The following is a 21662-nucleotide window of genomic DNA, read 5'->3' as shown; positions in this document are numbered from 1 at the left end:
CCCCAAAGTCAGGATTTTTTTTGTCCTATTTTTTGGCTTTGTCTATTTTGTCTTGTTCACGTTTTACGGCATTGTTCGCGGTCTTTTTCGATTTGTACACGTGAGTCAACTTTAATGGCTTGCTTTGATCACCTGAGGTGATTTTGACTGACTTGCCACCTTCGCTGTAATACGCAATGACACCGGTATAATCTGCATAATTTTTACCAGTGCGCTTTTTGGTTTTGGACTTTTCTTTTTCTTCTTCAGTCTTTTCTTCTTTGCCTTCAAACAGGGTCGATACATCATCGGCATCGGGCAGCTGCACTTCAAGTTCAACTGATGTGGTGAAGCCATTGTCATTGAGTGAATGGGTGACGTTTGTTCCTAACCAGATAATGTCATCAATTTCAGGTTTTAAGCCAATAAATTCGAATTCCTGTTCAGGGATTAAGGTTGGATCGCCAAAAGCCAAGGTATATGTCAGTTTTTGGGCAGTACGTTTACAACGATTGTATTCCGCATTTGCTGCCAGTTCAGCGGTGGTTTTATCCCGATGCACATAGCGGATCTCTTTCATGTTGTCTTCACTGTCACCGACCACGACATGCAATTTTTTGGCTTTGTTTTGGGTGTAGTAATAGGCTTTGACGCCTGTGATATTGTCCGTACCTGTGCCATTGGTGTAGTTGTGCTGATCGCCCTTATTTCTGGTGATTTGCACACGTGGTAAGGCTAAACCTGAAACTGTTGTACTTGCACCACGTGGTAATAAAATCAAATGCCCATTCTTTACAGTGGCTATTGCGTCATTCTCATCGGCAATACGTGTAATGAGATTGGCATCAGATTCATTCTGGGCAATGTATTTAATTTTTTTTGATGCGAATTTTTCATGAACAATGACTTTCAGTTCATATTCAGCACCGACTTTTTCAAATATTTCTTGAATGGTTTTGTCGCTCCAGCTGCGTTCACGCTTTTGTTTTAAACCTTCTGACACGTCATTGGCCATGGCAGAAATACTGAGCACATCTGGTGCGCCACGATGGGATGTGGAATCGACTTTGTATTTGCCTTTGTCAAATAAACCGATATTGGACCAACCTAACCAGACCTGAATGATGGCACCTTTGGGTGGAATACTGAGCATGCCATCCGCATCATTCAATTCGATGTCCACTGAATCCACCACAAGACCACGATTGTCTTTGATGCTCAAAGACATTAAACGTGAAGCCATAAGGGATGAGATATCGACACCATCGACTTCAACTCGAAAAATGGGGTAAGGATATTCCGTCATTTTTTCAACAGAATTTAATGCCGTACCAACGACGTTCATGACTTTATTCAGCATTATAGAATCCTATTCAGTGCGCCAACACCCATGCCGATCAGGGTGCCTAATAAGGTCGGTTGCCAATCACGTACAATGGTCAGTTTTAAAGTGAATTCAGTTTTACGTGCTGCACCATCTTTAAAGAAATAGGTTTTGGTTTCATCTAAATCATTGATGATGACTAAGCCATAGATTTTGCCTGTGCCTTCAATTAAGGTATATGCCTTGCCTGTATCGCCCATTTGTCTGAGCATGTCTAATGTGACGCGACTTCCTGTCAATTCGTGGTAAATCACGCCTTTAAGTGTAATGACATCTTCACCTTTACCAATAAATTGATAAGCAGGGGAGTCCCCGACACGGCTATTGGAAGGATGTCGCCAATTGGTGACACGTTGCAGTTCTTGATATGACGCTGTTCGCAATGAGAAGACAAACAAGCCTAGAGCCATCATCATGTGTCTTTACTCCGTGTCTGTTAAAAATTTACGTTTTTTCATCTGCTGTTCTTCAGCCACTCGCTGGAGTTCCTGACGCATTGCTTCAGCCGTTCCTTTGACCACGGATCCATCTTTGACATGAATATGCACTTCAATGGTGTCTTGGCTGATATATGAACGTGGGTTATTGCGACCAACATTGATGGGTTTGACTGGCTTGGTTTGGGCCGCAGTATTGACCACACCTTGTGTGGCGGTGGATGTTGCTGCAATTGGTAATCCATTGGCATTGGCAATACCGTTGGCCATGCCTTGCATGGTATAGCCACCAATGCCCATGAAGACACGTGAAGGTGAATGGATGCCTAGAATTCCCCGGGCTTTATCAATGACACCACTGACAGCACCTGTGATGGCATCTTTGACGGCATTGACTTTGGATAAAATACCGTTCTTGAGTCCTTCTAAAATCATGGCACCAAAGCCAGTGAACTTTGCTGGAAGATCCACACCAAACCATGACAGTACTTTTGCAAATGCTGAATAGAACAGTCCGATTGGACTCCAATTAATGATCAGTGTTGATATGCCTTTAATGCCACCATTGAATGCGGTCTTGATGGTATTCCAAATGCCGACAAAGAATGCTGAGATCGGGGCCCAGTTTTTATAAATCAGGAAGGCAGCCAGAGCGATTCCTGCAATAATCAACATAATAGGATTGGCTAAAAGAGCAATTCTCATTACATTTAATGCGCCTGTAACCACACTAAAGCCTTTAGCAACCATCATCATTGGGCCAAAGATGGCGATTGCACCAATGGATAGGGCAGACAGACCACCAACAATGGCAATAGCACCGACTGCAATTTTGGTCAGGGTTGCTGCCAGTGCTGGGTTTGCTTGAGCCCATGCCTGAACTTTACTCATTACAGTATTGAAGCTGCCAATCATGGAGTTGACACCAGGCAATAAAACATTGCCGATGGTGATGCCTAATGCCGCCATCTGGTTTTTTGCTAATTGAATATTATTGGCTGTCGTTGCAGCGCGTGCTGCATATTCTTTTTCCATACTGCCAGCGTACTTTTGCTTATCTGCAACTTTCCCTAAATTGTCTTCAAGGGCTTTCATGTTGGTCAGCAAAGGTGAGATAGATCCAAGTGACTCAGAGCCGAATAATTCTTTTAACATGGCAGCTTGCTTGTACTTATCCATTTTTGAAATGGCTTTCAATACAGATAATGTGGTTCCTTCAGCATCCTTCTGCATGTCTTGAGCTACCTTTTTAGCATCCATACCTAATTCAATATAAGCATTGTGCTGTCCCTTTGTGGCAGACTCACCTGCAACCAAGGCAAGCATCATATTTTTAATACCTGTAGCAGCCACTTCTTCAGCTACGCCCATACCACGGATTGTTGCCCCTAATGCGGCAATAGATCCAGAAGCAAAGCCACCGACTTCACCCAACGGACCAATACGTTGCACAATATCCATGATGCCTTTAGCCGCGGCAGGGGTATTGTTGCCTAGGTAGTTAATTTTATCCGCTAATGTTGTTACTTCAGATTGTGACATTTTGAATGCTGTACGCATTTCTGCCATTGCCTGTCCTGATTCTTCGGCTGTAATGTCGAAAGCTACACCCATCTTCACAGCTGTTTCAGCAAACTGAGTCAATTCATTTTTTGCAATACCAGATTGTCCACCTGCTGCATAAATAGCTGCAATATCTTTGGCGGCCATCGGCAGTCGTGTACTCATGCTGATAATATCGTTTTCCATTTGCTTAAACTGCTGTGGGGTATCAAAATCAACCACTTTTTTTACATCAGCCATGGCAGATTCAAAATCAATAGAAAGTTTAACTGGTACTGCTAAAGCAGCTGCACCAGCACCAGCGATCATGAGTCCTTTTTTTGCCATTTCATTGGCTTTGCCCATGCGTTCTTGCATCTTTTCGTATTTCTTTTGGGCTTCTGTATGTTTGCCTAAGGATTCTTTTTGTTTGTTTAGCTCCATGGTGGTCAGATGAATCTTATTTTTTAGATCTGATTCTTCATCATTCAATCTATCCATCTGAATGCCAGCTTTGTTAAATTCCTGAGCCATACCAGTCAATTCTGTACGTTGGCTTTTCTGCACACCCATCAGGCGTTTATGAGCAGCTTCAGCACGTGCCAATGCTGTGACATTTTCCTGAACTTCAGGATTGATTTTGAGTGCTGCTTTTAATTCAGAAATGGTTTGTTTGTTTTTGGCCAATGCCTGAGCAGTCTTTTCAGATTGTGCGGTGAGCTGACGGAATCCTGAGATTTTGCGCTGTTGTGCTTCAAGGTCCTTCAGCTCACCATTAGTTTTTTTGAGCGCGTCAGCCATGGTTTTAGAGCCACCAACGATGGTTTTCATTGGTCCTGTGAGTTTATCAACTGCTCCAAATAGGACTTCTAATTTTAGTTTTGACATTGGTGGACTCTTTTATACAGTGGTTTGGTGACGCTTCAGCGCATGGTGATGCCATTTACTTAATTCAATAATGTCCATGTCATCGTATGCGCTGGGTGGCCAATGGAAGATGCAAGCAATATTGGCTATTGCTTCATCTACGTCATCGACCAGTTTTATTGCTGTTCCTCTTTGATCGCTTTCTGCAGATCCTTCGGGTACAAAAAAGTGACCAAGTGACCTCCAAGCTGTGCAAAGTCCACTGGATCTAGTTCAAGCACTTGCTGTGGTGTTAATGCAGGTGTGGTCACACGTGGTAAAACTTTGATTAATGCGTTTACGTCATGCTGATAGATGGCTTGTAAACTGACACCGCTGAGAGCTTTCACATTGGGTTTACGGATGGTGATTTCAGTAATGGTATTGCCACCAAATTGAATCGGTTGTTCTAGCTGAACGGTTTCTTGGTTCGGGTTTTGAATCAGTTGCTGATTTAAGTCTTGATCTTGAGTATTCATGTCGCATTCCTAAAAGAGACAAATTAAAAAAACCTTGCACAAAACGTTGTTCATGCAAGGGTAGGAAAACTTATAATCCGATTGCTTTACGTTGTGCTTCCAGACGGTCTTTGCCATCTACAACTTCTTTGAAGCCAAGCACGTCAATTTCGATTTCAACTTTGCCGTTGACTGTGAGTTTGTAATAAGCACAGTTGGTCACGACTTTATGTTCAGTGTCTTCACCTGGTTCAGAGTCACCGCCATCAATTTCTTCATGACGACCACGAACCACGACTTCCACTGAATCGACTTCGCCTGTGTCATCACGTTGATAAGCACCAGCGAAACGCATATATACACCGTCGACTTTTTCCATACCGAACTGACGCAAGGTAAGCAGGTCTAAGCCACCGAAAGTGGATTCAAGCACTAGGCCATCATCGCCCATGCCCATGTCGACCTTGATTGGTGCGTTCATACCACCACCGCGATAGTCTTCCATCTTGCGTGTGAGCTTTGGTAATACGACCGTTTTAATTTCACCTAAGTAACTTTGACCTTCGTTAAATAGGTTCATATTTTTGAGTTTACGAGGAAGGCTCATGCATCAGCTCCTATGCAGTGATCGTTGAAGCGAAGTCAGCCAAATAGCTGTCTGTAATACGCTGACGGAAGGTAAGATCTTCAAGCGGTGGCACTGGGGTATAGTCATAGTCGATATACAATTTGCCGGCTTTGAGCGTGTCTTTTGAGTTTAGCTCTGGGTCATACCAAGCATCGCCACCCATCAGATAGCCTAGGCGTGTCCATTCACGTTGTTTGGCTTTGATGCCTTCCAACATGTCGTTGACCAGTGAACCGTGCATTGGTTTATCAATGGCCCACATGTGTGCTTCTGCAATCGTGTCGGCCATGATCTGTGCTGTACGTGTGTAGTTTTCAAAAGCAAAGAGTGGATCATCTGAACAGGTGCGTGAGCCCCAAAAACGGAAGCCATCATGCTGAATCAGTGTGGTGATTTCGTTGCTGTTGAGATAGCCAGCATCTGTTGCAGGGTCTTGAAGGTCCCAAGTCACATCGGCATCGATACCAGTTACACCGTTTACAGCAATGTTTGATAAGGTTTTATGCCAACCGATTTCGTTGTCGATCTTGGCACGTAAGCCCATTGCCACTGCAACTGCAGGTACAGTTTCGGTTTGTGCTGTGTCGACATTGAATGCCACGAAGTTTGGCCAAATCACCATGAGTTCACGCGCTGCGAATGCATCACGATAGGCAACGACTTCTTCTTTGGTTTTGCATCCCCAAGCATAGACATAGGCAAATGCACGAAGTTTTTTTGCAATGGTTGCAAGTTCGGTGGCAACAGCTTGAGTATCTAAACCTGGTGCACCAATGATGCGTGGCTGTACGCCTAGTTTTGCTTTCGCTAATAGCAATGCTTTTGCACCGGTATATTTACCAGTAGCGTCTACGGTACCAATGACGTTTGCTGTTTGTGCTGCTTCATCTTCAGCAGCTGCAACACGTACCACGACGCAGATTGAATTCGCTTGGTTGGCCATGGCTTGCAGTGCTGTTTTTAGTGTGCCGTTGGTACCGGCTTTTGCAACTGCAGCTTGGGTGTTGGTAATGAGCACTGGCGTATTCAATGGGAAAACGGTTGCATCTGCATCTTCTGCAGTGGCAATGAGTCCTTGAACAGCAGTGGCAATGGTTCGGATCGGACGTGTACCTTCGTTGATTTCAACGACACGTAGTCCGTGGTGGTATGAATCTGCCATAAAAAAAGCCTGTTTATTGAGGTTTTATTTCAACAAACAGGCTTGCATGGGTCTGAATAAAGCCCAAGTGTATGGGCTTGTATTAAGTGGGTTTTACAAAGTTAATGCTTGTTCCCACATTGCATCGATACGTGCTGTATCCAGACCGAGCAGATCAGCAACCATCAGCAATGTTTCATCAGTGCGCCAGAACTCGGTGGCATCTTTCCAGTCGATTAAAGCCAGCTGTCTGGTTTGAGTATCTGGGATTTTATTAATTTCAGCTTCAATCTGATCCAGATCGAAACCGTTTAATACCAGGACACACATAAACTGCCGTCGTTTTAAGGCTGGGAATTGTGCAAGGCGATGTGCTTCAATTTCTGCCGGGGTGCGTGGGTCGATCCAGTCATTATCTTTCCAGATGTGGTGTGGACTAGGTTTTGCATCCGTGTATGTAAGATCACTAAAAACATGGTGTCCCGAATTAATTTTACTTAATAAATCCAGATGCTGTTCTGTATCGATGTCTATAAGATCTGCAGGTAGATCCGTATAGTCCATGTCAGTATCATAAAATGCTTGATTTTTTTCACTAAATTTAATCATCTTAATATCCTATTGCAAGCCATGTGTAGCCACGTAAACCACCCGTTGAATTTTGATTCATATGCTGCAAGCTAATATGGGCCATCGTCTGTGTTGTCGATATCAATAAAGCTGTACCGTCACCATCATTGGATGGAGCACTAATTTTTCTTGTTAAAGAAATATTTAAACAGGAATTTGGAAAAGCGATTGGGAACGTGATAGATGCTGAAACTTCGCCCGGATTGCTGGCATAGTCTTGTGTGCCCCACTGCAAAATCAGACCATTAGGTAGTTTTGTATATCCATTTTGGCCTTTCCAATTATCAAAACCATTAACTGATGTGTTGATCTGAATATTTCCAGAACCATCAAAATAAGCAGATCCAGATACATCACCAGAAATAGCAATATTACGTGGTGTTTGAAGCTTTGAAGCAGATGCGGCATTACAACCAATACCGTTTTGCGAGATACGAGCAACGATAGTGCCATTTTTAGCATCAATGAAGTTGAAAATGCCGTTATAGCCGTGAAAATTCATTCGATCAATACCATTTCGACCCGTATCGATGTAATGATATTCGTCTGCTTGAAATATGCCTGTTGATGCTGTAACTGTTCCGTTTACGTCATTTGTGCCGTCAAAGTTTTGTCCGAAAATTTGGCGTGGATTTTGAAGTTTTGAAGCAGATGCCACATTACTTTTTGTGTAAGCGATTTCTTTCCACTCTGAATTAGTCGTCCCACCAGTAAAGGTTTGTGTATATAGCTTATGCGAAGCAATATCAAAAAATAATTTACCAATCCAATCTTGAGAATATTTAAAGAACTGTGCCGCAGCAATTTGGCTACCAGCAGGGCTATTTTTCCACGTGTATTCCGTATGAATCCCATCGAAATCATTGCGCGCCAAATCAAATTCTTGATTAGATGAAAATGTGCGCTGGTATCGATTTTCACCTAATTGACGAACTGCATTTGCAGTCGCGGCATGATCTTTTGAATAACTATCAATGCCATCATATAAAATCGCTGCACCATATTGTCCGATGCCAGCGTACGGAAATTGACGATTACCTGCAGATATTAATTGCCCCTTTCTATTTAGATTAATGACAGGAATTTCAAGATTATTTGCACCATAAGTTCCGGCAGAATCATTCACATCTTTCAAGATGAAATTGATTGCAACATTTGTTGAACCATCAAAATTAGCGCTACCAGTACCATCACCCGAAATTGCAATATTACGTGATGTTTGAAGTTTTGAAGCAGATGCTACATTGCTTGATGTTTTTGCGATTGTTGACCATTCGCTCCAAGTATTATTATCGAGGGCATGTCGAATATATTGTTCTCCACCATTTATTGCACTAAATCTTTGCCAGCTATAAGAGCAATAGTTATCACTTGTAGCAAAACCTTCTATTGCGCCATATGGGTCAGGGAATATCCCTCCATCTGTTGGTCCATTTACACATTTATAATGAGCGTTTAAGCGCAAATTATTAGTGCGTGTCTTTATAAAGTTGCATACTTCGATTGGCTTCAGTTTCGCAATATCATTGGTAGAAAAATCAGATAAAATATCAATAACAATAATATCCTTTGTCCCATCAAACGACACATTGTTTATTTTTCGAGCATATTTTAGCTTTGTTGAAGAAATTGCATTTTCATCTTTTCCAAGCTTACTCTCATTCAATATTTTTGCTTGTTTTGCTGAAACTGGCTTAGTGCCATCATTTGTTATTAAGTTGTCGATAATTTCATCGCGAGGAATATAGTTTTCATCAACCCACGCTTGTGATGCATAAATTAATGACTCATCTAGCGTAATTTCAACAACATTTCCATCTTTAATATTTTGGGTAAATTTAAGTCGATATTCACTCACACCAGTAGGATCGGCAACTTTTTCAAAAGGGGCGTGACTACCATGTGAAATTAATTTTCCATTTGCGATTACACCCATTTCACGAACCCAGAATCCACCAATATTTGACGGAATAATAGTTTCAATCTCGATCCAGTTGCTATTGGTCGGGTGACGTTCATACTTAGTGACCGGTTGACGATGCACTTCACGGACTAATGAAGTTCGAGCTTTGTTAGGTGTGGGTACAGCTCCATTTCCATCACCGAAGGCGATATGCGTAATAGCCAGTTTTGTATTTGATGCAATTGCTGCAGCAATCTCAGCATCGCCGGTATTTGTTGTGACGTTATAATAATCTGCCATTTTTAATCTCGCGGAAGACTGCAGAAAGTGAGCGCAGTTTGATGAACTAAAATATTGTGGATGCTAAGTACAGGATTAGCGGTTATTGTTAAATTTCCTAAATGCCTTGCTGCTGACTTTGCATCAGAAACCAAGCGATTCACTTCGTTAAATACTTCTTGGCTAAGGGGCTTCCCAATCAGATCCAGTTCAAGATTGAATGTCCCTGGAGTCAATTCTGGTGATGTTTTAAACCACTCAATCAGCTTCACTTCATAACCAAATGGTTCAAGCGCACGCTTGATGGCAGCAGCTGTACCTTTAATTTTATGCTGCTCTTTAGAGGACTGAATTACTTTACGTTTTAAGGCGTCTTGCCAACTGTCATCCCAATAGTCGACCGATTTCTGATAAGCAATAAACGGTAAGAATTGGGCCGGCACCTGGTCTATATCTTTAATGACTCGGATTGATGGCAGCTCAAATGCATCTTTGCCAACTTCTGTCAGATTTCTTTCTAGCTGTGTGGAGTTTGGTGGTAAAAGTGATTTCACTCTACACCTCCAATTGTGATACTGGTCGCTGTGCAATGCGGATGGTGATAAACATCGATTTCAATATCAGCAGCTGGTGCATCGATAACCACGCGATTAATCCCGTCGACATGCAAAGCAGCATATAAAGCTGATAAACGAATACTCTGGCCATTCTTACGTGCTTTTTGAATGTAGTTTTGAATACGGATATTGGCAGCTTCGAGAAGCAAAGAGTCTTCAGCATTTTTACCGACAAATAATCGCGCGGTGATTTGATATGGTTTTGCAATACTCGATTTTACAATTGGCCGGTCGCAGACAGGACGCACATGATCAGGATCTAAAGCATTCTGCACAATATCAATAAGTTCCTGTGATGCCTGACCGTTCACACTGTCGACCTGAGAAATCACGATATCCAGTAAATAAGGATGATCAATATCCGAATGAATTTTTACACCATCCACACGGCCGTCGGCAGTTAAGGTGAAAAACTTATAGGCATTTAAAGATCCGGCTGTGTTCATGCCGTCATATTGCAAAAGGCAACGTTCTTTTAATCGCTCATCCGATTCATAAATAGCTGGACTAGGTGGAACTACTGAGTTATCTGCAGGGGTGACAATTAAACGGATCAGACCATATTCGGTTAATGCCAGGTGATCCAAATCAGGACCTTCAGCATAGGCAAGCAATAAAGATCGTGCATCAGCATTGCATTTATTTCTATATAACAGTTCCAGATAGGCATTTTCCTGTAGAACTTTTACGACCGGATCTGATTCACGATTCAGAATCGTCCGCCATTGTGCCTGTTCAGATTCAGGATATAAGGCAATAAATTTTTCTTTTCGTTCACTCAGTATCTGTTCGTAATTCAATTCTTGAATCAGTTTTGGAACTGGCAACTGTGAAAAGTCGACGGTACTCATGAGATCGCCCCAAAGTTTAAAGGAATACTTAAAGATTCATTTTGATTGCTATCCACGACTGTCACCTTCAGGTCCAAAATAAATTTTCCTTGGTCCAAAATATCAATAGAAATCGATTCAAGATTAATCCGGTTCTCCCATTGGATTAATGCTGTAGCAGTGGCGGCATATAACTGCAATCGAGTAATTTCATTGAATGGTGCGTCAATTAATCGCGGTAATAATGAACCATAGTTTCGACGCATAATTCGTGAACCAATTGGTGTGGTTAAAATGTCTTGAATGGATTGACGAATTTGATCAGCTTCACTTGATAAACTTAATCCGGTATTGCGTGACATCATGGAACTGGTACTCCTGAAGTTGCAGAACCACCTTGAACGCCTGAAGTTTTGTGTTTTTTCAAGCTGATATTACCTGCAGTGACATCAGCATCCGTTGTAATGTCTTTTGTGACATGCAAAGCACCAGTCACTGTGACATCAGCCACGATATTGGCTTTACCACCTGCAGGTAATACAGCAGATAATTCATGAGATTGAATGTCATAGGCAATGACACAGCCATCGGCAAACATACGAATTTTTTTGTTTAGATCGTCAGAGGGTGCAGGGTGGTCGTCGTTATAAAATCCATATAAAACGAAGCTGGTTGGACCAATATCACCGCATGGTGAAATAACCACACATTCTTCATTGATCGATGGCATATCCCATGTTGCATCGTCACCAGAACGAATATTTAGGCAACGGATTTCCGGTGTCTCTATATCGCCTAAATTGACGATGACACGTGGAATAGGTTTAGACGGATTGATGGTCTTGATGGTTCCAAATCGAACAATATTTTCAAGACGACGGTTAGCATCTGCATTCATGCAAACACTTTGCGTCAAGGACTAAGCCATTTCAGCTGATGGGGCTTGTATTAAGTGAGTTTTACAATGTTCAAAACTTAAAGATTGATATGTTTTAAGAATGAATCTTCAATCAGTTTTAAATCCTGATCTGTGAAGCCTAAAAGTTCTCGTTTTGGATAGACCACACTTGGTGCGCCACGTTCAGCACGATCTTTTAAACCTTCCTGGTGTACTTGTGCAATACGTGCGACACGTCCCACAAAGCCAATCGCAATGGCATCCGAATTGCTGAGCAATTTTAAATGAGCAGTATTTTTTAATTTGGTGAACATTTTGCGCTTAATTTTGCCTTTTTGTTCACGTAGGCGTTTGCGCCTTGGGGTGTATGTTGAACCATCAGGATTCTGTTGTGCAGAAATACGTTTGCTCTGATTTTTTCTTAAATCACGACCGATCTGTTTTGAAAGCTTGGCACGTTCACCCACTGACAACCGTTCCAAATACGGCTGTAAGTAGGTGGCAAGTTCTTCAACATTGTTCGTCATGGGTTTCGACCTGTCGGTGGCATATCTAATGACCAACCTTGTTTTTCAGCAGTGGTCCATGAAGCAACGACTTCACCCGATGGATCGATGACTTCAAAATCAGTGGCAGGTTCATATTCTGTGTACTTCGGTTCTTCAGGATGACTGAGTTCTAATTTACCGTCTGACAACTTTTTCACGACGACACGTTCAGTCAGTGGAATTTGGAAGTTAATGTCATATTTGCTGTTATCAATCAGTTCAGCTTCAAAACTAATGGCTTGTTTTCCTTTTTCATGGTTGGCCATCAATTCAGGCTGATTTTCTGCAATCCACGTGAACAGCACGACACCAATAACATCGACATCACCGGCATAGTCAGTAATGACCAGATCCAATGTGTATGAAATTTCAAAACTAAAACCACTGACCATGGTACTGCGAAGTGAACCATTGTTAGTGAAGATCAATAAGCGATCCTGATCAGGACTCAGATCAGGAATCGCTTTGAGTAAATATTCTCTTAATTGATTGGGCTTTTTCATGCAGCTTTTGCACTCTTATAGTTTGGATCGAGGCGGTTCATCACACGTAAAAACTTGGTGTCATAGCCCAGTTTTTTATAGTTTTTGCCGTTATACAGTGAAAAAACTACATGCCAATTTTCTTGACGTAAAGCATCGATCAACTTCCAATCTTTATCATCGACTTCACCAGACTTGGTTTCACAGTAGCGAAGGAATGCTTCAAACTGAAGGCTTTCACTTTTTTCATGCTGTGCTACAAATTCCTGAACAGATGCATAACCTAAGGCTTTCCAATTTTCACCCATGAGCTGGAAACGTCCCCACGATGCCGACTGTAATGCACATGATTCATCAAGCTGCTTGGCTTGACTTAAACGTGTGTACTCAGCAGATCCACCGTGATAACCACCTGTTTTGGTATTCACAATATTCGGATGTTTGGCCATGAGTGCATTTGCTTTGGTTTTGCCGAATTTCTGATTCAAATAGAAATACATGCGATGACGTTCAAACAGAATTTTAGGCTTACCATTTGGCAAATAACCTTCACCCAGCGTTTCAACTTCAGCAATGGCTTTGATTACGATGACAGGCACACCCAAACGTTTGGCACCTTCGACTAAATCACTTTCTTTTAAAAGTTTACTGGTGCATTCACCACGTAGGGCTTTTAGTGTGTAGTCACCGACCAATCCATCGACTTTCAGATTTTTCAGTTTCTGAAATTGAATCACGGCATATTCAGTATTTTCGCCAAAGTCACCATCAGCAATGAGTGGTTTCTTATTTTTACCAGTCATGCCATTTTTAATCAGCAGTTTTTGCAATTCAGTGACGGCTGAACCTTTTGAACCTAATTTTAAAATGCTCATGGTGTGCTCCTTAGCATTGAAACGACATTGCCTTTACTTTGAAAAATAAAGACCACTAAGAACACCGCGAGAATGGCATCCCAAATCGTGACCGGATCTTTAATGAAAATGATATGAATGCTTTGTGCAAGGAATGCACCGATCAGAACAACTGCAAATAGTCGAAACGAACATTTTTGCAGGTGCAAACGATCAAAACATAAAATACGGAATGCACATGCCACATAGCACAGCACGGCAACGATGGAAAAAATTGTTTGTGCCAATGGCGACAACATGAGTTGCATCATTTTTTATTCTCCTTTCCAAAAGTGTTGGACAGGGCAGAAAAGAACTTTGAAGTGGTGTTGAAGATCTCAGTCAATGTTGACTTGTTCACCCATTTCATGACCTTCACCAAAACAGGCAAGGCAAACATGCTGGTAAAGCAAGCAATGACAGTGTGACTGTTCACACCAGTTCGGTTTGAAATTTCAGGGGCTAAGGCATAGCCCAAAGCGACGGACAACATGAGCGAAAAAATACGTTTTCCGTAGCTCAGTGACACTTGGGTGTATGCCAAAAATGCTGCACCAATTACTGCACCAAACAGTGCATCACCATTCACGAATGGAAGGAGTGATACCAAGCCGGCAGAAGCGGTAATTGCGACAGTCGTTGATGTTGTTGGTTCAGCCATATTTTTGTTCTCAGTCCCAAAGCTGAATGCTTTGCGTTTTATTTTGTTGTGTTTGAAGTTCTGGTAACTGAACCTTTGTCCCCATCGGGAGAAATGGACCAAATTCAGACAAGTGTGGATTGGCTTCAAGTACTGCTTCGACCACACCAGATGAGCGTCCATAGTTGCGCCAACAAATTGCGTCAACCGTGTCATTCTGAATGGCATAAACAGTTTTCATTTAAACCACTTTCCCCAGAAGCTAGTTCTGTTTTTTGAGCGTGTATCAATTTTGGTTGGTCCAGGCACAGGAACAAATTCAGGTTTTTTGAGGCATGAACAAGGCTGATAGCCATTTCCATTGCGTCCATCAAAACCTTTGAAACATGAATTACATTTCTGAGTCATACCAGCTCCACATTCAAACGACGAATTTTTTTTAAATCACGAATGGCAAAGCGCAGATCTCGACGGTAATCATCAATCGTTGGTGTCAGATCATCTGCTTTTTGGCCACCATTGTTGTTGGTGTCATAAGCACGATACTTTTCAGTCAGTTCAGCACCAACAGCTGCTGCAACGGCACGAAAATACAGAACTTCAGTGATGGGTTTTTCCACACCTTTTGTGGTGATGGTTTTTGGACTGATTTCAGCAAGTGATGCTGCTTTTGATGTCAGGGATTCGAGCTGATCATTGACTTCAATGATGGCTGATTCAATTGCAGGAATTAAACGCTGATCAGTGATACTTCCATCAAAGCGCAATGCTTCACGAATCGCTTTGCTAGATATGCCAGGGAAAAATGAATCACTGGTGATGACAACTTCTTCATTGTTGCGGTTGCCGTTTGCAATTAGTCCGGTCATTGTCATTCTCTAATAGTTGAGGGGTGGAGAATTGAGTTTGTAATTACGCATAAAAATGTCATTACAGCGTCAATTCTGCCCCTCGGTTGGCGCGGGGCACTCGTTACGTCGGATGAAACATCAAGTTGCCTTGATCATCGACGACCTGTGAACCATCAGCATTCAGCATCGGTTCAGGTGAATTTTTTAATTGTTCTTTGTAAAGCTTTTCAGCCTTTTTCAGATCAGTTTTACCGCCACAGTTTTCATTTTTTGCAATCGCCATTTTGAGGAATGCAACGGCTTCAGATCCACGATCTAACTGCAGGAAAGTACGACCAATACCTAAATATAATTTGGCGCGAATCTGGTCATGCATATCGTAATCAGCAGTTAATTGAGTGGCTTTTTCAAGAACATCAAGTTTAAAGACTTGGCCATCTTGATAAGCTTTGTGTGCAGCATTACCAATTTCTTCAGCAACAATACTTGCAGTACTGCGACTAAACGAATCAGGCATTTTTAGGTTTTGCTCTAAAGCATATTCAGCAAGACTTAAACCTTGATTGAATAGACCACAGTCAAAGCACCACAGCATGATGGTGGTAATGACTTCATCCTGTTCAACTTTTGCGCCTGACTGAACAATACCCAACACATAAGGCATGTGCTTTGGAATAAGTTCTTTTTTCGCTTCAGCACGTTTTTCTTGTGACTGAATTGAACGTAAAACATGAATATCGTTTTTGAGTTCGGTCAGTTGTAATTGGTAGACGCTTGCGTCTGGACGTACACCACCAAATTCATCAGCCTTGGCAGCTTCTTTCGCTGCCAAAGCCTGAAGGCGATGTCGTCGAGCTGGACTCAACATAAATCACCTATTATTCGATTGTGATGCCTTCAACCAATGCCACTTTTTCGTATGCTTCAATCACATACGCTTCATTTGAAGATTGATAATCTTCAATGCGGTTTTTGCTTGGTTTTTCTTGGATGTAACGACGTTTTGCATCTTTTTGATAGTAGATTGACAGGTTGTCAAAAGACGTAATCAAAAGTGCATTGTCAGGGAAATGCGGTACACGTGCTGCAGGTAAGCCACCAATTTGTTTTTGGCTTAATAGCACTTGACCTGCCAATACATTGGTATTGTCAGATGCATCATTCACAATCGGGAAGTTTTTGTCTGCCAACAGTGAACGACCACAGATCACAACGAGATCCGTATCATCTTGATGGACTTCATCAATCAATTCATTGACTGCATCAACAACTAAGGCATCTAAGTTTTTGTATGCACCAGTTGCACCAACTGTCACTGTCGTCATTACACGATCAGCTGCATTGGTACGGATTTTTTGTAACCAGCCGATGTTCACGTCCTGCAGTTTTGCATTTGTAGAACGGTCAGTGGTTGCTGCTGCTGAGGTACCATTGAAACCAATCATGATACGATCTAAAGCAATCGCTTTAGCAACGGCATTGGTCCAACGTTGATGGAAGTCAGCAAACGGTGCCCAAGCATCAAGTTTTGCATAAGGAATTGCCACATCGAAATTGGTTTGTTTGCATTCATATTTATCTGCACCTAAACCAGTTGGATCGGTTGGTGTACGTTCACCATTACCTGAAGTGTCAGTACGACCTGCAATCGTTGAATTGACAGATAGACCAATTGCTTCACCAGTTTGGGCATCAACAGGGATGATATTAATTTTTTGAAGAAATTCGCTTGAAGCCTGAATTTTTTCTTCCATTTTTTGAGCTGGTGCAGGCGCTACTGTGAATTGCACCTGTGCCGATTCAACACCGTTTAGTTCAGCAACTTTTGCCAAACTATGATTGAATTTTTTACGTGTATCGTTACGCATTTTTTTCTCGCTTATAAGCAATATTTATAGACTGCTGACAGTGATTAAACTATTAGCACTCGATTTGTTCAGAGAAGTTGCCAGTGTTTTCAGGTGCAGGTGGTGTACCTGGGTTTTCTTCACCTTCTAATTTGGTTTTCAGTTCATTGAAGTCTTTTTCCAATTTAGAATGCTTGGTTTTAAGTTCCGAAAACTCATTTTCGACCGTTTGCAATTTGGTCTGACTTTCACCAAAGGTTTTTGCAATCGCTTCTAGCGAGTCAGATACTTCTTTGAATTGGTCTTTATTTTTATTGTCTTGTTGTTCTTGTTGTGGCTTCAACCAATCCAAAACTTTAGAAAACAGGCCTTTTGCTGCTGCATCTTGGCCATCTTCAAACTGGAGGTCAGCTTCTTCAGCTGCAGTAAACAAATTGGCTACATCTTGTTTACGACCAACAAATGGGTTTGCTTCAGGCTGTTTTGCAGCAAATTCCATGATTTGCGTACCTAATGAAGCAGGGGTGTCAGTGAATGCTAAACCGACCAAATACGCTTTACCGGTATCAGCAAAATTCGGATTTACTTCAATGGAAGTAAATAATTTCTGACCTGCATTGTGAAGTTCGATTAATTGATCAAACGCATCAACCTGAGCAAATAAAGCAAGTTTTTTTGTACCGTTGATTTCTACTTCTTCAGCTTTTAGGGCAGTGACCTTTGCATAAGTGCCAAATTCAGAACTTGGTGAAAAGCCACGGTAATGTTCAAGGTTGCCTAATGCTGTGTATGTATTTGGATCGTAGCTGTCAGCCATTTGTTGAATCCATGTTGCTTCAATCACGCGACCATCAGTCGTGGATCCAGCAACAGCAACACGGAAAAATTTGGATTTCTTCATTTCTGAATCCTGTGTCTATGTCGATAGATAAAATCTATTTAAAGTAGTTAGCAGAATCGGAAGAACGGCATAAACATTCAATCCAAAGGGCTTGTATTAAGTGGGTTTTACAAAGTAGCTACAATGAATAAATGTTATAGCGTTGGCTTAATGAGCCAATGGATAAAGCACTTGATACACCGAAAAATCTAAACTTTGACAAACGCCTTCTAGCAAAATTTTTGTATTGGATGGGGTGGCGAATCAGCTCGATTGCAGATTACATCGACGAGCCTGATAAAAATGTTCACGCTTGGAAAACACGTGATGAATGGGATAAAGATGCACCGACCGGTCGAGTCGGTGAAGCTTTAACTGCTCAATTGATCAAACTGATTATTCTTGAGAAAAAAACACCTGGTGATTACAAAGAAATTGATTTACTCATGCGCCAACTTGAGCGTATGGCACGAATCGAAAAATATTCTGACGGTGGCAATGAAGCTGATCTGAATCCAAAACTCAAAAATAGAAATGCTGGACCACGTAAACCAAAACAGCCAAATGCACTGACTGAAGAACAAGTCGAAAAACTTCTTGAAGACTTTGATGACGGTTTATTTGAGTATCAAAAGGTTTGGTACCGTGCGCGTGAACAGCGAAATCGTGCCTTATTAAAATCACGGCAAATTGGCGCGACGTTTTATTTTGCACGTGAAGCTTTGATCAAAGCTGTCACCACTGGTCGAAATCAGATTTTCTTGTCTGCATCTAAAGCCCAAGCTCATGGTTTTAAAACTTACATTAAAAACTTTGTCATGCAATCCATTGAAGTGGATCTGCAAGGCGATCCGATTTCAATCACGCTTCCATGTGGCAATACTGTTCAGCTTATTTTTTTGGGTACCAATGCCAAAACAGCACAGTCATACCATGGCGACTTATATTTTGACGAATTCTTCTGGGTACATGGCTTTGCCACACTGAAAAAAGTGGCATCGGCAATGGCTGCCCAAAAACAGTACAAAAAAACCTATTTTTCTACACCATCCAGTAAAACGCATGAAGCCTATGCATTTTGGACAGGTGATGCTTTCAATAAAGGGCGTACAAAAGAAAATCGAGTTGAGATCGACACCAGTCATGCAAATTTAAGAAACGGTGCTTTATGTGGCGACAAAATGTGGCGACATATTGTCAATATTCAAGATGCCGAACGCCAAGGCTGTGATCTATTCGATATCGATGAACTCATTGCCGAAAACAGTCCTGAAGAATTTGCCAATCTTTATATGTGTGAATTCGTTGATGATGGTCACAGTGTATTTCCACTGTCCATCATTCAGCCATGTATGGTCGATTCATGGGAAGTTTGGTCCAAAGATTTTAAACCGTTGGCACTTCGTCCATTTGGTAATAAACCTGTTTGGATTGGATATGACCCAGCTGAAAGTGGCGACAGTGCAGGGCTTGTTGTCATCGCACCACCTGAACCTGATTATCCAAAATTCCGTTTACTTGAACATCATCAGTTCAAAGGCATGGACTTTGCCAGCCAAGCGCAATACATCAAAAAATTAACAACCAAATACAACGTCAAATATATCGGCTTAGACAAGTCAGGTATGGGCACTGGTGTTGCTCAATTGGTCCTTGAGTTCTTCCCGAACCTAACGACATTCAATTATAGCGTCGATGTCAAAACACAATTGGTCATGAAAGCAATGGATGTGATCAACAAAGGTCGTTTTGAATTTGATGCCGGATCCACTGACGTGGCTATGTCAATTATGGCTATTCGAAAAACACTGACTGCTTCACAAAGACAAATGACATTTGAAGCATCACGTGCAGAAAACATCGGTCATGCAGATTTGGCTTTTGCCATTTTCCATGCGTTCGCAAATGAACCTTTAACCCTTGATGACCAAACAAAATCTAAAAAATCCTCTATGGAGATTTACTAATGTCCGACAGCAAAGTGCAGGCATTTACGTTCGGTGATGCAGAGCCGGTGATGAATGGCCGTGACTTATCACAGTTCTATGAAACATGGTTATGTGGCAATTATTACGAACCACACATCAGTATGAATGCTTTGGCCAAATCTTTTAAAGCAATGCCTTATTTGTCGACTGCAGTGTTTTATAAAAAGAATCAACTGGTGTCGTCATTCATACCAAATAAATTGATCAGTTCATCTGAGTTTGAACGCATTGCTTTTGATTACTTGGTATTTGGTAATGGCTATTTACAGCGGATCGATAATCGATTGAATGAGCCACATCACTATGATGGACTCATGGCCAAGTACACCAGACGCATGAAAAAACCTGATGAGTTTTTACAGCTGCTGAACGGTTTTGAAGAACACATTTTTAAACCTGGTACTGTTTGCCACATCAAAGGAATTGATGTCGATCAAGAAATTTACGGAACGCCTGAATATATCGCGGCACTTCAGTCCATGTGGCTCAATGAGTCAGCCACTTTATTTCGTCGCAAATATTATAACAACGGATCTCATGCCGGCTTCATCCTATATATGACTGATCCTGGTGTAGATGATGCAGATGTGGATGCATTGAAACAAGCGATGAAAGATTCACGTGGTCCAGGTAACTTCCGAAATTTATTTCTGCATGCACCAAATGGAAAAAAGGATGGTTTGCAACTGATTCCAATCAGTGAATTGGCTGCCAAAGATGAGTTCTTAAATATTAAAAATGTCACACGCGATGACGTTCTTGCATCCCAACGTACACCGCCACAACTTCTCGGAATCATTCCATCCAATGCAGGTGGCTTCGGATCCATCAGTGAAGCTCGTGAAGCCTATTGGTATTCCGAAATTGTCCCACTTCAAAATTTATTCGCTAACACAGTGAACGAATGGGCAGGTGATCAGATCATCCGCTTCAAAGAGTTTCATCAACTTCAATTCAAACAGGAAAAACAATAATGAATATTGCTTTGGCAATTAAAAATTGGAAATTCATCGTGATGGCTGCCTTAGCCATCGCTTTGGCATTTTCAGTCACCAGCTGCACAAGTAAGTCACATCAAATTGATTTACTCGAATCACAAAAAACTTTAGCTGAAACACAACGTGATTTGCTTGCATCGCAACGTGCAAATGAAGTGCATGAAGTAGAGCAGGCATGGTCGCAAGAACTTTTGGAGTCAGAACGAAATGCAAATAAAAACTTACAAGTTGCGTTGGCTGCTGCCAGTGACAGTGCTTTGGCTGTTGACCGGTTGTCAAAGCAGATCAGTGATACAAACAAACGTTTGTCCTCAGGTACCCATGAAGCCATCGTTGAATATGGAAAGACCTGCAACTTCGTACTCAAAACAATGGCAGACCGTGGTGGAAAAATCGCAGCAGCAGCTGATGGACACGCAATTGATGCAGAACGATTAGACCAGGCATGGCCACAGCAGGTGAAGCCAGATAAACAAAGCTAATCACAGTATTTACACGAAAATAAAAGTCCTCCATGTGTGAGGGCTTTTTTTTTGGCCAAAGTTTCTAAAACCACAGAATCCGGTTCAAGCCGGGCGGTTGACCCCTCACCTCACCTGCCCAGTAAATGTGTCGAATATTCAACAGATTTGTGACCCTGACCAATAGCCTTCTAAGCCACAGCAGTACTGGTGCATGACACAGCCGAATGCTGAAAATTCAGTTCTACATAATTCAACAGGGATTCTATGAATTCCTACAACTTTCGATTTATCAAAAGTTCCTTCAACTCAATCAATAGTGCTTAAAAAAGGTTAGAAACAGTAAAATGAAAGGTTTTTAATATTTAAGTATCTGATATTTAATAATTAAATTTCTAACCATATAAAGGTTAGAAGCGGTTAGAAAAAAGTTATAAAAGTT

At 41.6% G+C, this 21662-nt stretch carries 26 protein-coding genes; 3 read left to right on the top strand and 23 right to left on the bottom strand.

Annotation, left to right across the window (positions count from 1 at the left end):
• Positions 1-25 precede the first annotated feature (25 nt).
• The 23 genes from L6C30_RS09945 to L6C30_RS09835 all read right to left on the bottom strand — a co-directional run bounded on the left by L6C30_RS09945 (position 26) and on the right by L6C30_RS09835 (position 17794).
• Positions 26-1339, bottom strand: a complete 1314-nt coding sequence (locus L6C30_RS09945; RefSeq protein WP_236162970.1) for a contractile injection system protein, VgrG/Pvc8 family — start codon at positions 1337-1339, stop codon at positions 26-28.
• Positions 1339-1779, bottom strand: coding sequence for a phage tail protein (locus L6C30_RS09940; protein ID WP_004672757.1), 441 nt, complete (start codon positions 1777-1779; stop codon positions 1339-1341). Before L6C30_RS09940 ends, L6C30_RS09945 begins: the two co-directional genes overlap by 1 nt.
• A 6-nt stretch (positions 1780-1785) precedes the next feature.
• Positions 1786-4230: a phage tail tape measure protein gene (locus L6C30_RS09935; RefSeq protein WP_236162971.1), complete on the bottom strand. Its 2445-nt coding sequence runs from the start codon at positions 4228-4230 to the stop codon at positions 1786-1788.
• A gap of 12 nt (positions 4231-4242) precedes the next feature.
• A complete protein-coding gene (locus tag L6C30_RS09930; RefSeq protein WP_225479795.1) occupies positions 4243-4350 on the bottom strand; it encodes a GpE family phage tail protein in 108 nt (35 codons plus the stop codon).
• Between the two features lie 35 nt (positions 4351-4385).
• Entirely contained in the window at positions 4386-4727 is a 342-nt protein-coding gene (locus tag L6C30_RS09925) for a phage tail assembly protein (protein WP_236162972.1), read from the bottom strand.
• 70 nt (positions 4728-4797) lie between these two features.
• Entirely contained in the window at positions 4798-5313 is a 516-nt protein-coding gene (locus tag L6C30_RS09920) for a phage major tail tube protein (RefSeq protein ID WP_179989997.1), read from the bottom strand.
• Positions 5314-5323: 10 nt separating this feature from the next.
• Entirely contained in the window at positions 5324-6496 is a 1173-nt protein-coding gene (locus L6C30_RS09915; protein ID WP_236162973.1) for a phage tail sheath protein, read from the bottom strand.
• 93 nt (positions 6497-6589) lie between these two features.
• Positions 6590-7084: a hypothetical protein gene (locus L6C30_RS09910; RefSeq protein ID WP_236162974.1), complete on the bottom strand. Its 495-nt coding sequence runs from the start codon at positions 7082-7084 to the stop codon at positions 6590-6592.
• A 1-nt stretch (position 7085) separates the two neighbouring features.
• Complete coding sequence (locus tag L6C30_RS09905; protein ID WP_236162975.1) at positions 7086-9308, bottom strand: phage tail protein; 2223 nt, start codon at positions 9306-9308, stop codon at positions 7086-7088.
• A gap of 2 nt (positions 9309-9310) precedes the next feature.
• A complete protein-coding gene (locus L6C30_RS09900) occupies positions 9311-9841 on the bottom strand; it encodes a phage tail protein I (RefSeq protein ID WP_236162976.1) in 531 nt (176 codons plus the stop codon).
• Entirely contained in the window at positions 9838-10755 is a 918-nt protein-coding gene (locus L6C30_RS09895; RefSeq protein ID WP_236162977.1) for a baseplate J/gp47 family protein, read from the bottom strand. Before L6C30_RS09895 ends, L6C30_RS09900 begins: the two co-directional genes overlap by 4 nt.
• Positions 10752-11099: a GPW/gp25 family protein gene (locus L6C30_RS09890; protein WP_236162978.1), complete on the bottom strand. Its 348-nt coding sequence runs from the start codon at positions 11097-11099 to the stop codon at positions 10752-10754. The genes L6C30_RS09895 and L6C30_RS09890 overlap by 4 nt, the downstream gene beginning before the upstream one ends.
• Positions 11096-11632, bottom strand: coding sequence for a phage baseplate assembly protein V (locus tag L6C30_RS09885; RefSeq protein WP_236162979.1), 537 nt, complete (start codon positions 11630-11632; stop codon positions 11096-11098). The genes L6C30_RS09890 and L6C30_RS09885 overlap by 4 nt, the downstream gene beginning before the upstream one ends.
• A 77-nt stretch (positions 11633-11709) precedes the next feature.
• Positions 11710-12159, bottom strand: coding sequence for a phage virion morphogenesis protein (locus L6C30_RS09880; protein ID WP_236162980.1), 450 nt, complete (start codon positions 12157-12159; stop codon positions 11710-11712).
• A complete protein-coding gene (locus L6C30_RS09875; protein WP_236162981.1) occupies positions 12156-12683 on the bottom strand; it encodes a phage tail protein in 528 nt (175 codons plus the stop codon). Before L6C30_RS09875 ends, L6C30_RS09880 begins: the two co-directional genes overlap by 4 nt.
• Positions 12680-13537 (bottom strand): N-acetylmuramidase family protein, encoded by an 858-nt coding sequence (locus L6C30_RS09870; protein ID WP_151000640.1) that lies wholly within the window; start codon positions 13535-13537, stop codon positions 12680-12682. The genes L6C30_RS09875 and L6C30_RS09870 overlap by 4 nt, the downstream gene beginning before the upstream one ends.
• Positions 13534-13827 (bottom strand): phage holin family protein, encoded by a 294-nt coding sequence (locus tag L6C30_RS09865; protein WP_110135469.1) that lies wholly within the window; start codon positions 13825-13827, stop codon positions 13534-13536. The genes L6C30_RS09870 and L6C30_RS09865 overlap by 4 nt, the downstream gene beginning before the upstream one ends.
• A complete protein-coding gene (locus L6C30_RS09860) occupies positions 13824-14216 on the bottom strand; it encodes a putative holin (RefSeq protein ID WP_002060577.1) in 393 nt (130 codons plus the stop codon). The genes L6C30_RS09865 and L6C30_RS09860 overlap by 4 nt, the downstream gene beginning before the upstream one ends.
• A gap of 10 nt (positions 14217-14226) precedes the next feature.
• Positions 14227-14436: a tail protein X gene (locus L6C30_RS09855; protein ID WP_004670236.1), complete on the bottom strand. Its 210-nt coding sequence runs from the start codon at positions 14434-14436 to the stop codon at positions 14227-14229.
• 163 nt (positions 14437-14599) lie between these two features.
• Positions 14600-15064, bottom strand: a complete 465-nt coding sequence (locus tag L6C30_RS09850; protein WP_004670238.1) for a head completion/stabilization protein — start codon at positions 15062-15064, stop codon at positions 14600-14602.
• Between the two features lie 103 nt (positions 15065-15167).
• On the bottom strand, positions 15168-15914 hold the full coding sequence (gpM, locus tag L6C30_RS09845) for a phage terminase small subunit (protein WP_151839266.1): 747 nt from the start codon (positions 15912-15914) through the stop codon (positions 15168-15170).
• Positions 15915-15924: 10 nt separating this feature from the next.
• On the bottom strand, positions 15925-16914 hold the full coding sequence (locus L6C30_RS09840) for a phage major capsid protein, P2 family (protein WP_236162982.1): 990 nt from the start codon (positions 16912-16914) through the stop codon (positions 15925-15927).
• Between the two features lie 52 nt (positions 16915-16966).
• Entirely contained in the window at positions 16967-17794 is an 828-nt protein-coding gene (locus L6C30_RS09835; RefSeq protein WP_236162983.1) for a GPO family capsid scaffolding protein, read from the bottom strand.
• A 158-nt stretch (positions 17795-17952) separates the two neighbouring features.
• Between L6C30_RS09835 and L6C30_RS09830 the strand changes: the two genes are divergently transcribed.
• The 3 genes from L6C30_RS09830 to L6C30_RS09820 are packed head-to-tail and all read left to right on the top strand — an operon-like array spanning position 17953 to position 21241.
• Entirely contained in the window at positions 17953-19740 is a 1788-nt protein-coding gene (locus tag L6C30_RS09830) for a terminase large subunit domain-containing protein (RefSeq protein WP_236162984.1), read from the top strand.
• A complete protein-coding gene (locus L6C30_RS09825; protein ID WP_099336601.1) occupies positions 19740-20735 on the top strand; it encodes a phage portal protein in 996 nt (331 codons plus the stop codon). The genes L6C30_RS09830 and L6C30_RS09825 overlap by 1 nt, the downstream gene beginning before the upstream one ends.
• Positions 20735-21241: a hypothetical protein gene (locus tag L6C30_RS09820; protein ID WP_137311832.1), complete on the top strand. Its 507-nt coding sequence runs from the start codon at positions 20735-20737 to the stop codon at positions 21239-21241. The genes L6C30_RS09825 and L6C30_RS09820 overlap by 1 nt, the downstream gene beginning before the upstream one ends.
• The last annotated feature ends 421 nt before the right edge of the window (positions 21242-21662 follow it).

Source organism: Acinetobacter sp. KAM396 (genome assembly GCF_021602765.1).
In the GTDB taxonomy this organism is placed as follows: Bacteria; Pseudomonadota; Gammaproteobacteria; order Pseudomonadales; family Moraxellaceae; genus Acinetobacter; species Acinetobacter towneri_A.
This window is presented reverse-complemented; position numbering and strand designations above follow the sequence as displayed.

Bases quoted from the DNA above. Each gene is read 5' to 3' on its own strand.
- L6C30_RS09840 (WP_236162982.1), bottom strand. From the start codon at position 16,914: ATGCGTAACGATACACGTAAAAAATTCAATCATAGTTTGGCAAAAGTT.
- L6C30_RS09830 (WP_236162984.1), top strand. From the start codon at position 17,953: ATGGATAAAGCACTTGATACACCGAAAAATCTAAACTTTGACAAACGC.
- L6C30_RS09835 (WP_236162983.1), bottom strand. From the start codon at position 17,794: ATGAAGAAATCCAAATTTTTCCGTGTTGCTGTTGCTGGATCCACGACT.
- L6C30_RS09865 (WP_110135469.1), bottom strand. From the start codon at position 13,827: ATGATGCAACTCATGTTGTCGCCATTGGCACAAACAATTTTTTCCATC.
- L6C30_RS09910 (WP_236162974.1), bottom strand. From the start codon at position 7,084: ATGATTAAATTTAGTGAAAAAAATCAAGCATTTTATGATACTGACATG.
- L6C30_RS09905 (WP_236162975.1), bottom strand. From the start codon at position 9,308: ATGGCAGATTATTATAACGTCACAACAAATACCGGCGATGCTGAGATT.
- L6C30_RS09915 (WP_236162973.1), bottom strand. From the start codon at position 6,496: ATGGCAGATTCATACCACCACGGACTACGTGTCGTTGAAATCAACGAA.
- gpM (WP_151839266.1), bottom strand. From the start codon at position 15,914: ATGTTGAGTCCAGCTCGACGACATCGCCTTCAGGCTTTGGCAGCGAAA.
- L6C30_RS09895 (WP_236162977.1), bottom strand. From the start codon at position 10,755: ATGAGTACCGTCGACTTTTCACAGTTGCCAGTTCCAAAACTGATTCAA.
- L6C30_RS09870 (WP_151000640.1), bottom strand. From the start codon at position 13,537: ATGAGCATTTTAAAATTAGGTTCAAAAGGTTCAGCCGTCACTGAATTG.
- L6C30_RS09850 (WP_004670238.1), bottom strand. From the start codon at position 15,064: ATGACCGGACTAATTGCAAACGGCAACCGCAACAATGAAGAAGTTGTC.
- L6C30_RS09820 (WP_137311832.1), top strand. From the start codon at position 20,735: ATGAATATTGCTTTGGCAATTAAAAATTGGAAATTCATCGTGATGGCT.
- L6C30_RS09935 (WP_236162971.1), bottom strand. From the start codon at position 4,230: ATGTCAAAACTAAAATTAGAAGTCCTATTTGGAGCAGTTGATAAACTC.
- L6C30_RS09880 (WP_236162980.1), bottom strand. From the start codon at position 12,159: ATGACGAACAATGTTGAAGAACTTGCCACCTACTTACAGCCGTATTTG.
- L6C30_RS09940 (WP_004672757.1), bottom strand. From the start codon at position 1,779: ATGATGATGGCTCTAGGCTTGTTTGTCTTCTCATTGCGAACAGCGTCA.
- L6C30_RS09920 (WP_179989997.1), bottom strand. From the start codon at position 5,313: ATGAGCCTTCCTCGTAAACTCAAAAATATGAACCTATTTAACGAAGGT.
- L6C30_RS09945 (WP_236162970.1), bottom strand. From the start codon at position 1,339: ATGCTGAATAAAGTCATGAACGTCGTTGGTACGGCATTAAATTCTGTT.
- L6C30_RS09855 (WP_004670236.1), bottom strand. From the start codon at position 14,436: ATGAAAACTGTTTATGCCATTCAGAATGACACGGTTGACGCAATTTGT.
- L6C30_RS09890 (WP_236162978.1), bottom strand. From the start codon at position 11,099: ATGATGTCACGCAATACCGGATTAAGTTTATCAAGTGAAGCTGATCAA.
- L6C30_RS09860 (WP_002060577.1), bottom strand. From the start codon at position 14,216: ATGGCTGAACCAACAACATCAACGACTGTCGCAATTACCGCTTCTGCC.
- L6C30_RS09875 (WP_236162981.1), bottom strand. From the start codon at position 12,683: ATGAAAAAGCCCAATCAATTAAGAGAATATTTACTCAAAGCGATTCCT.
- L6C30_RS09925 (WP_236162972.1), bottom strand. From the start codon at position 4,727: ATGAATACTCAAGATCAAGACTTAAATCAGCAACTGATTCAAAACCCG.
- L6C30_RS09885 (WP_236162979.1), bottom strand. From the start codon at position 11,632: ATGAATGCAGATGCTAACCGTCGTCTTGAAAATATTGTTCGATTTGGA.
- L6C30_RS09825 (WP_099336601.1), top strand. From the start codon at position 19,740: ATGTCCGACAGCAAAGTGCAGGCATTTACGTTCGGTGATGCAGAGCCG.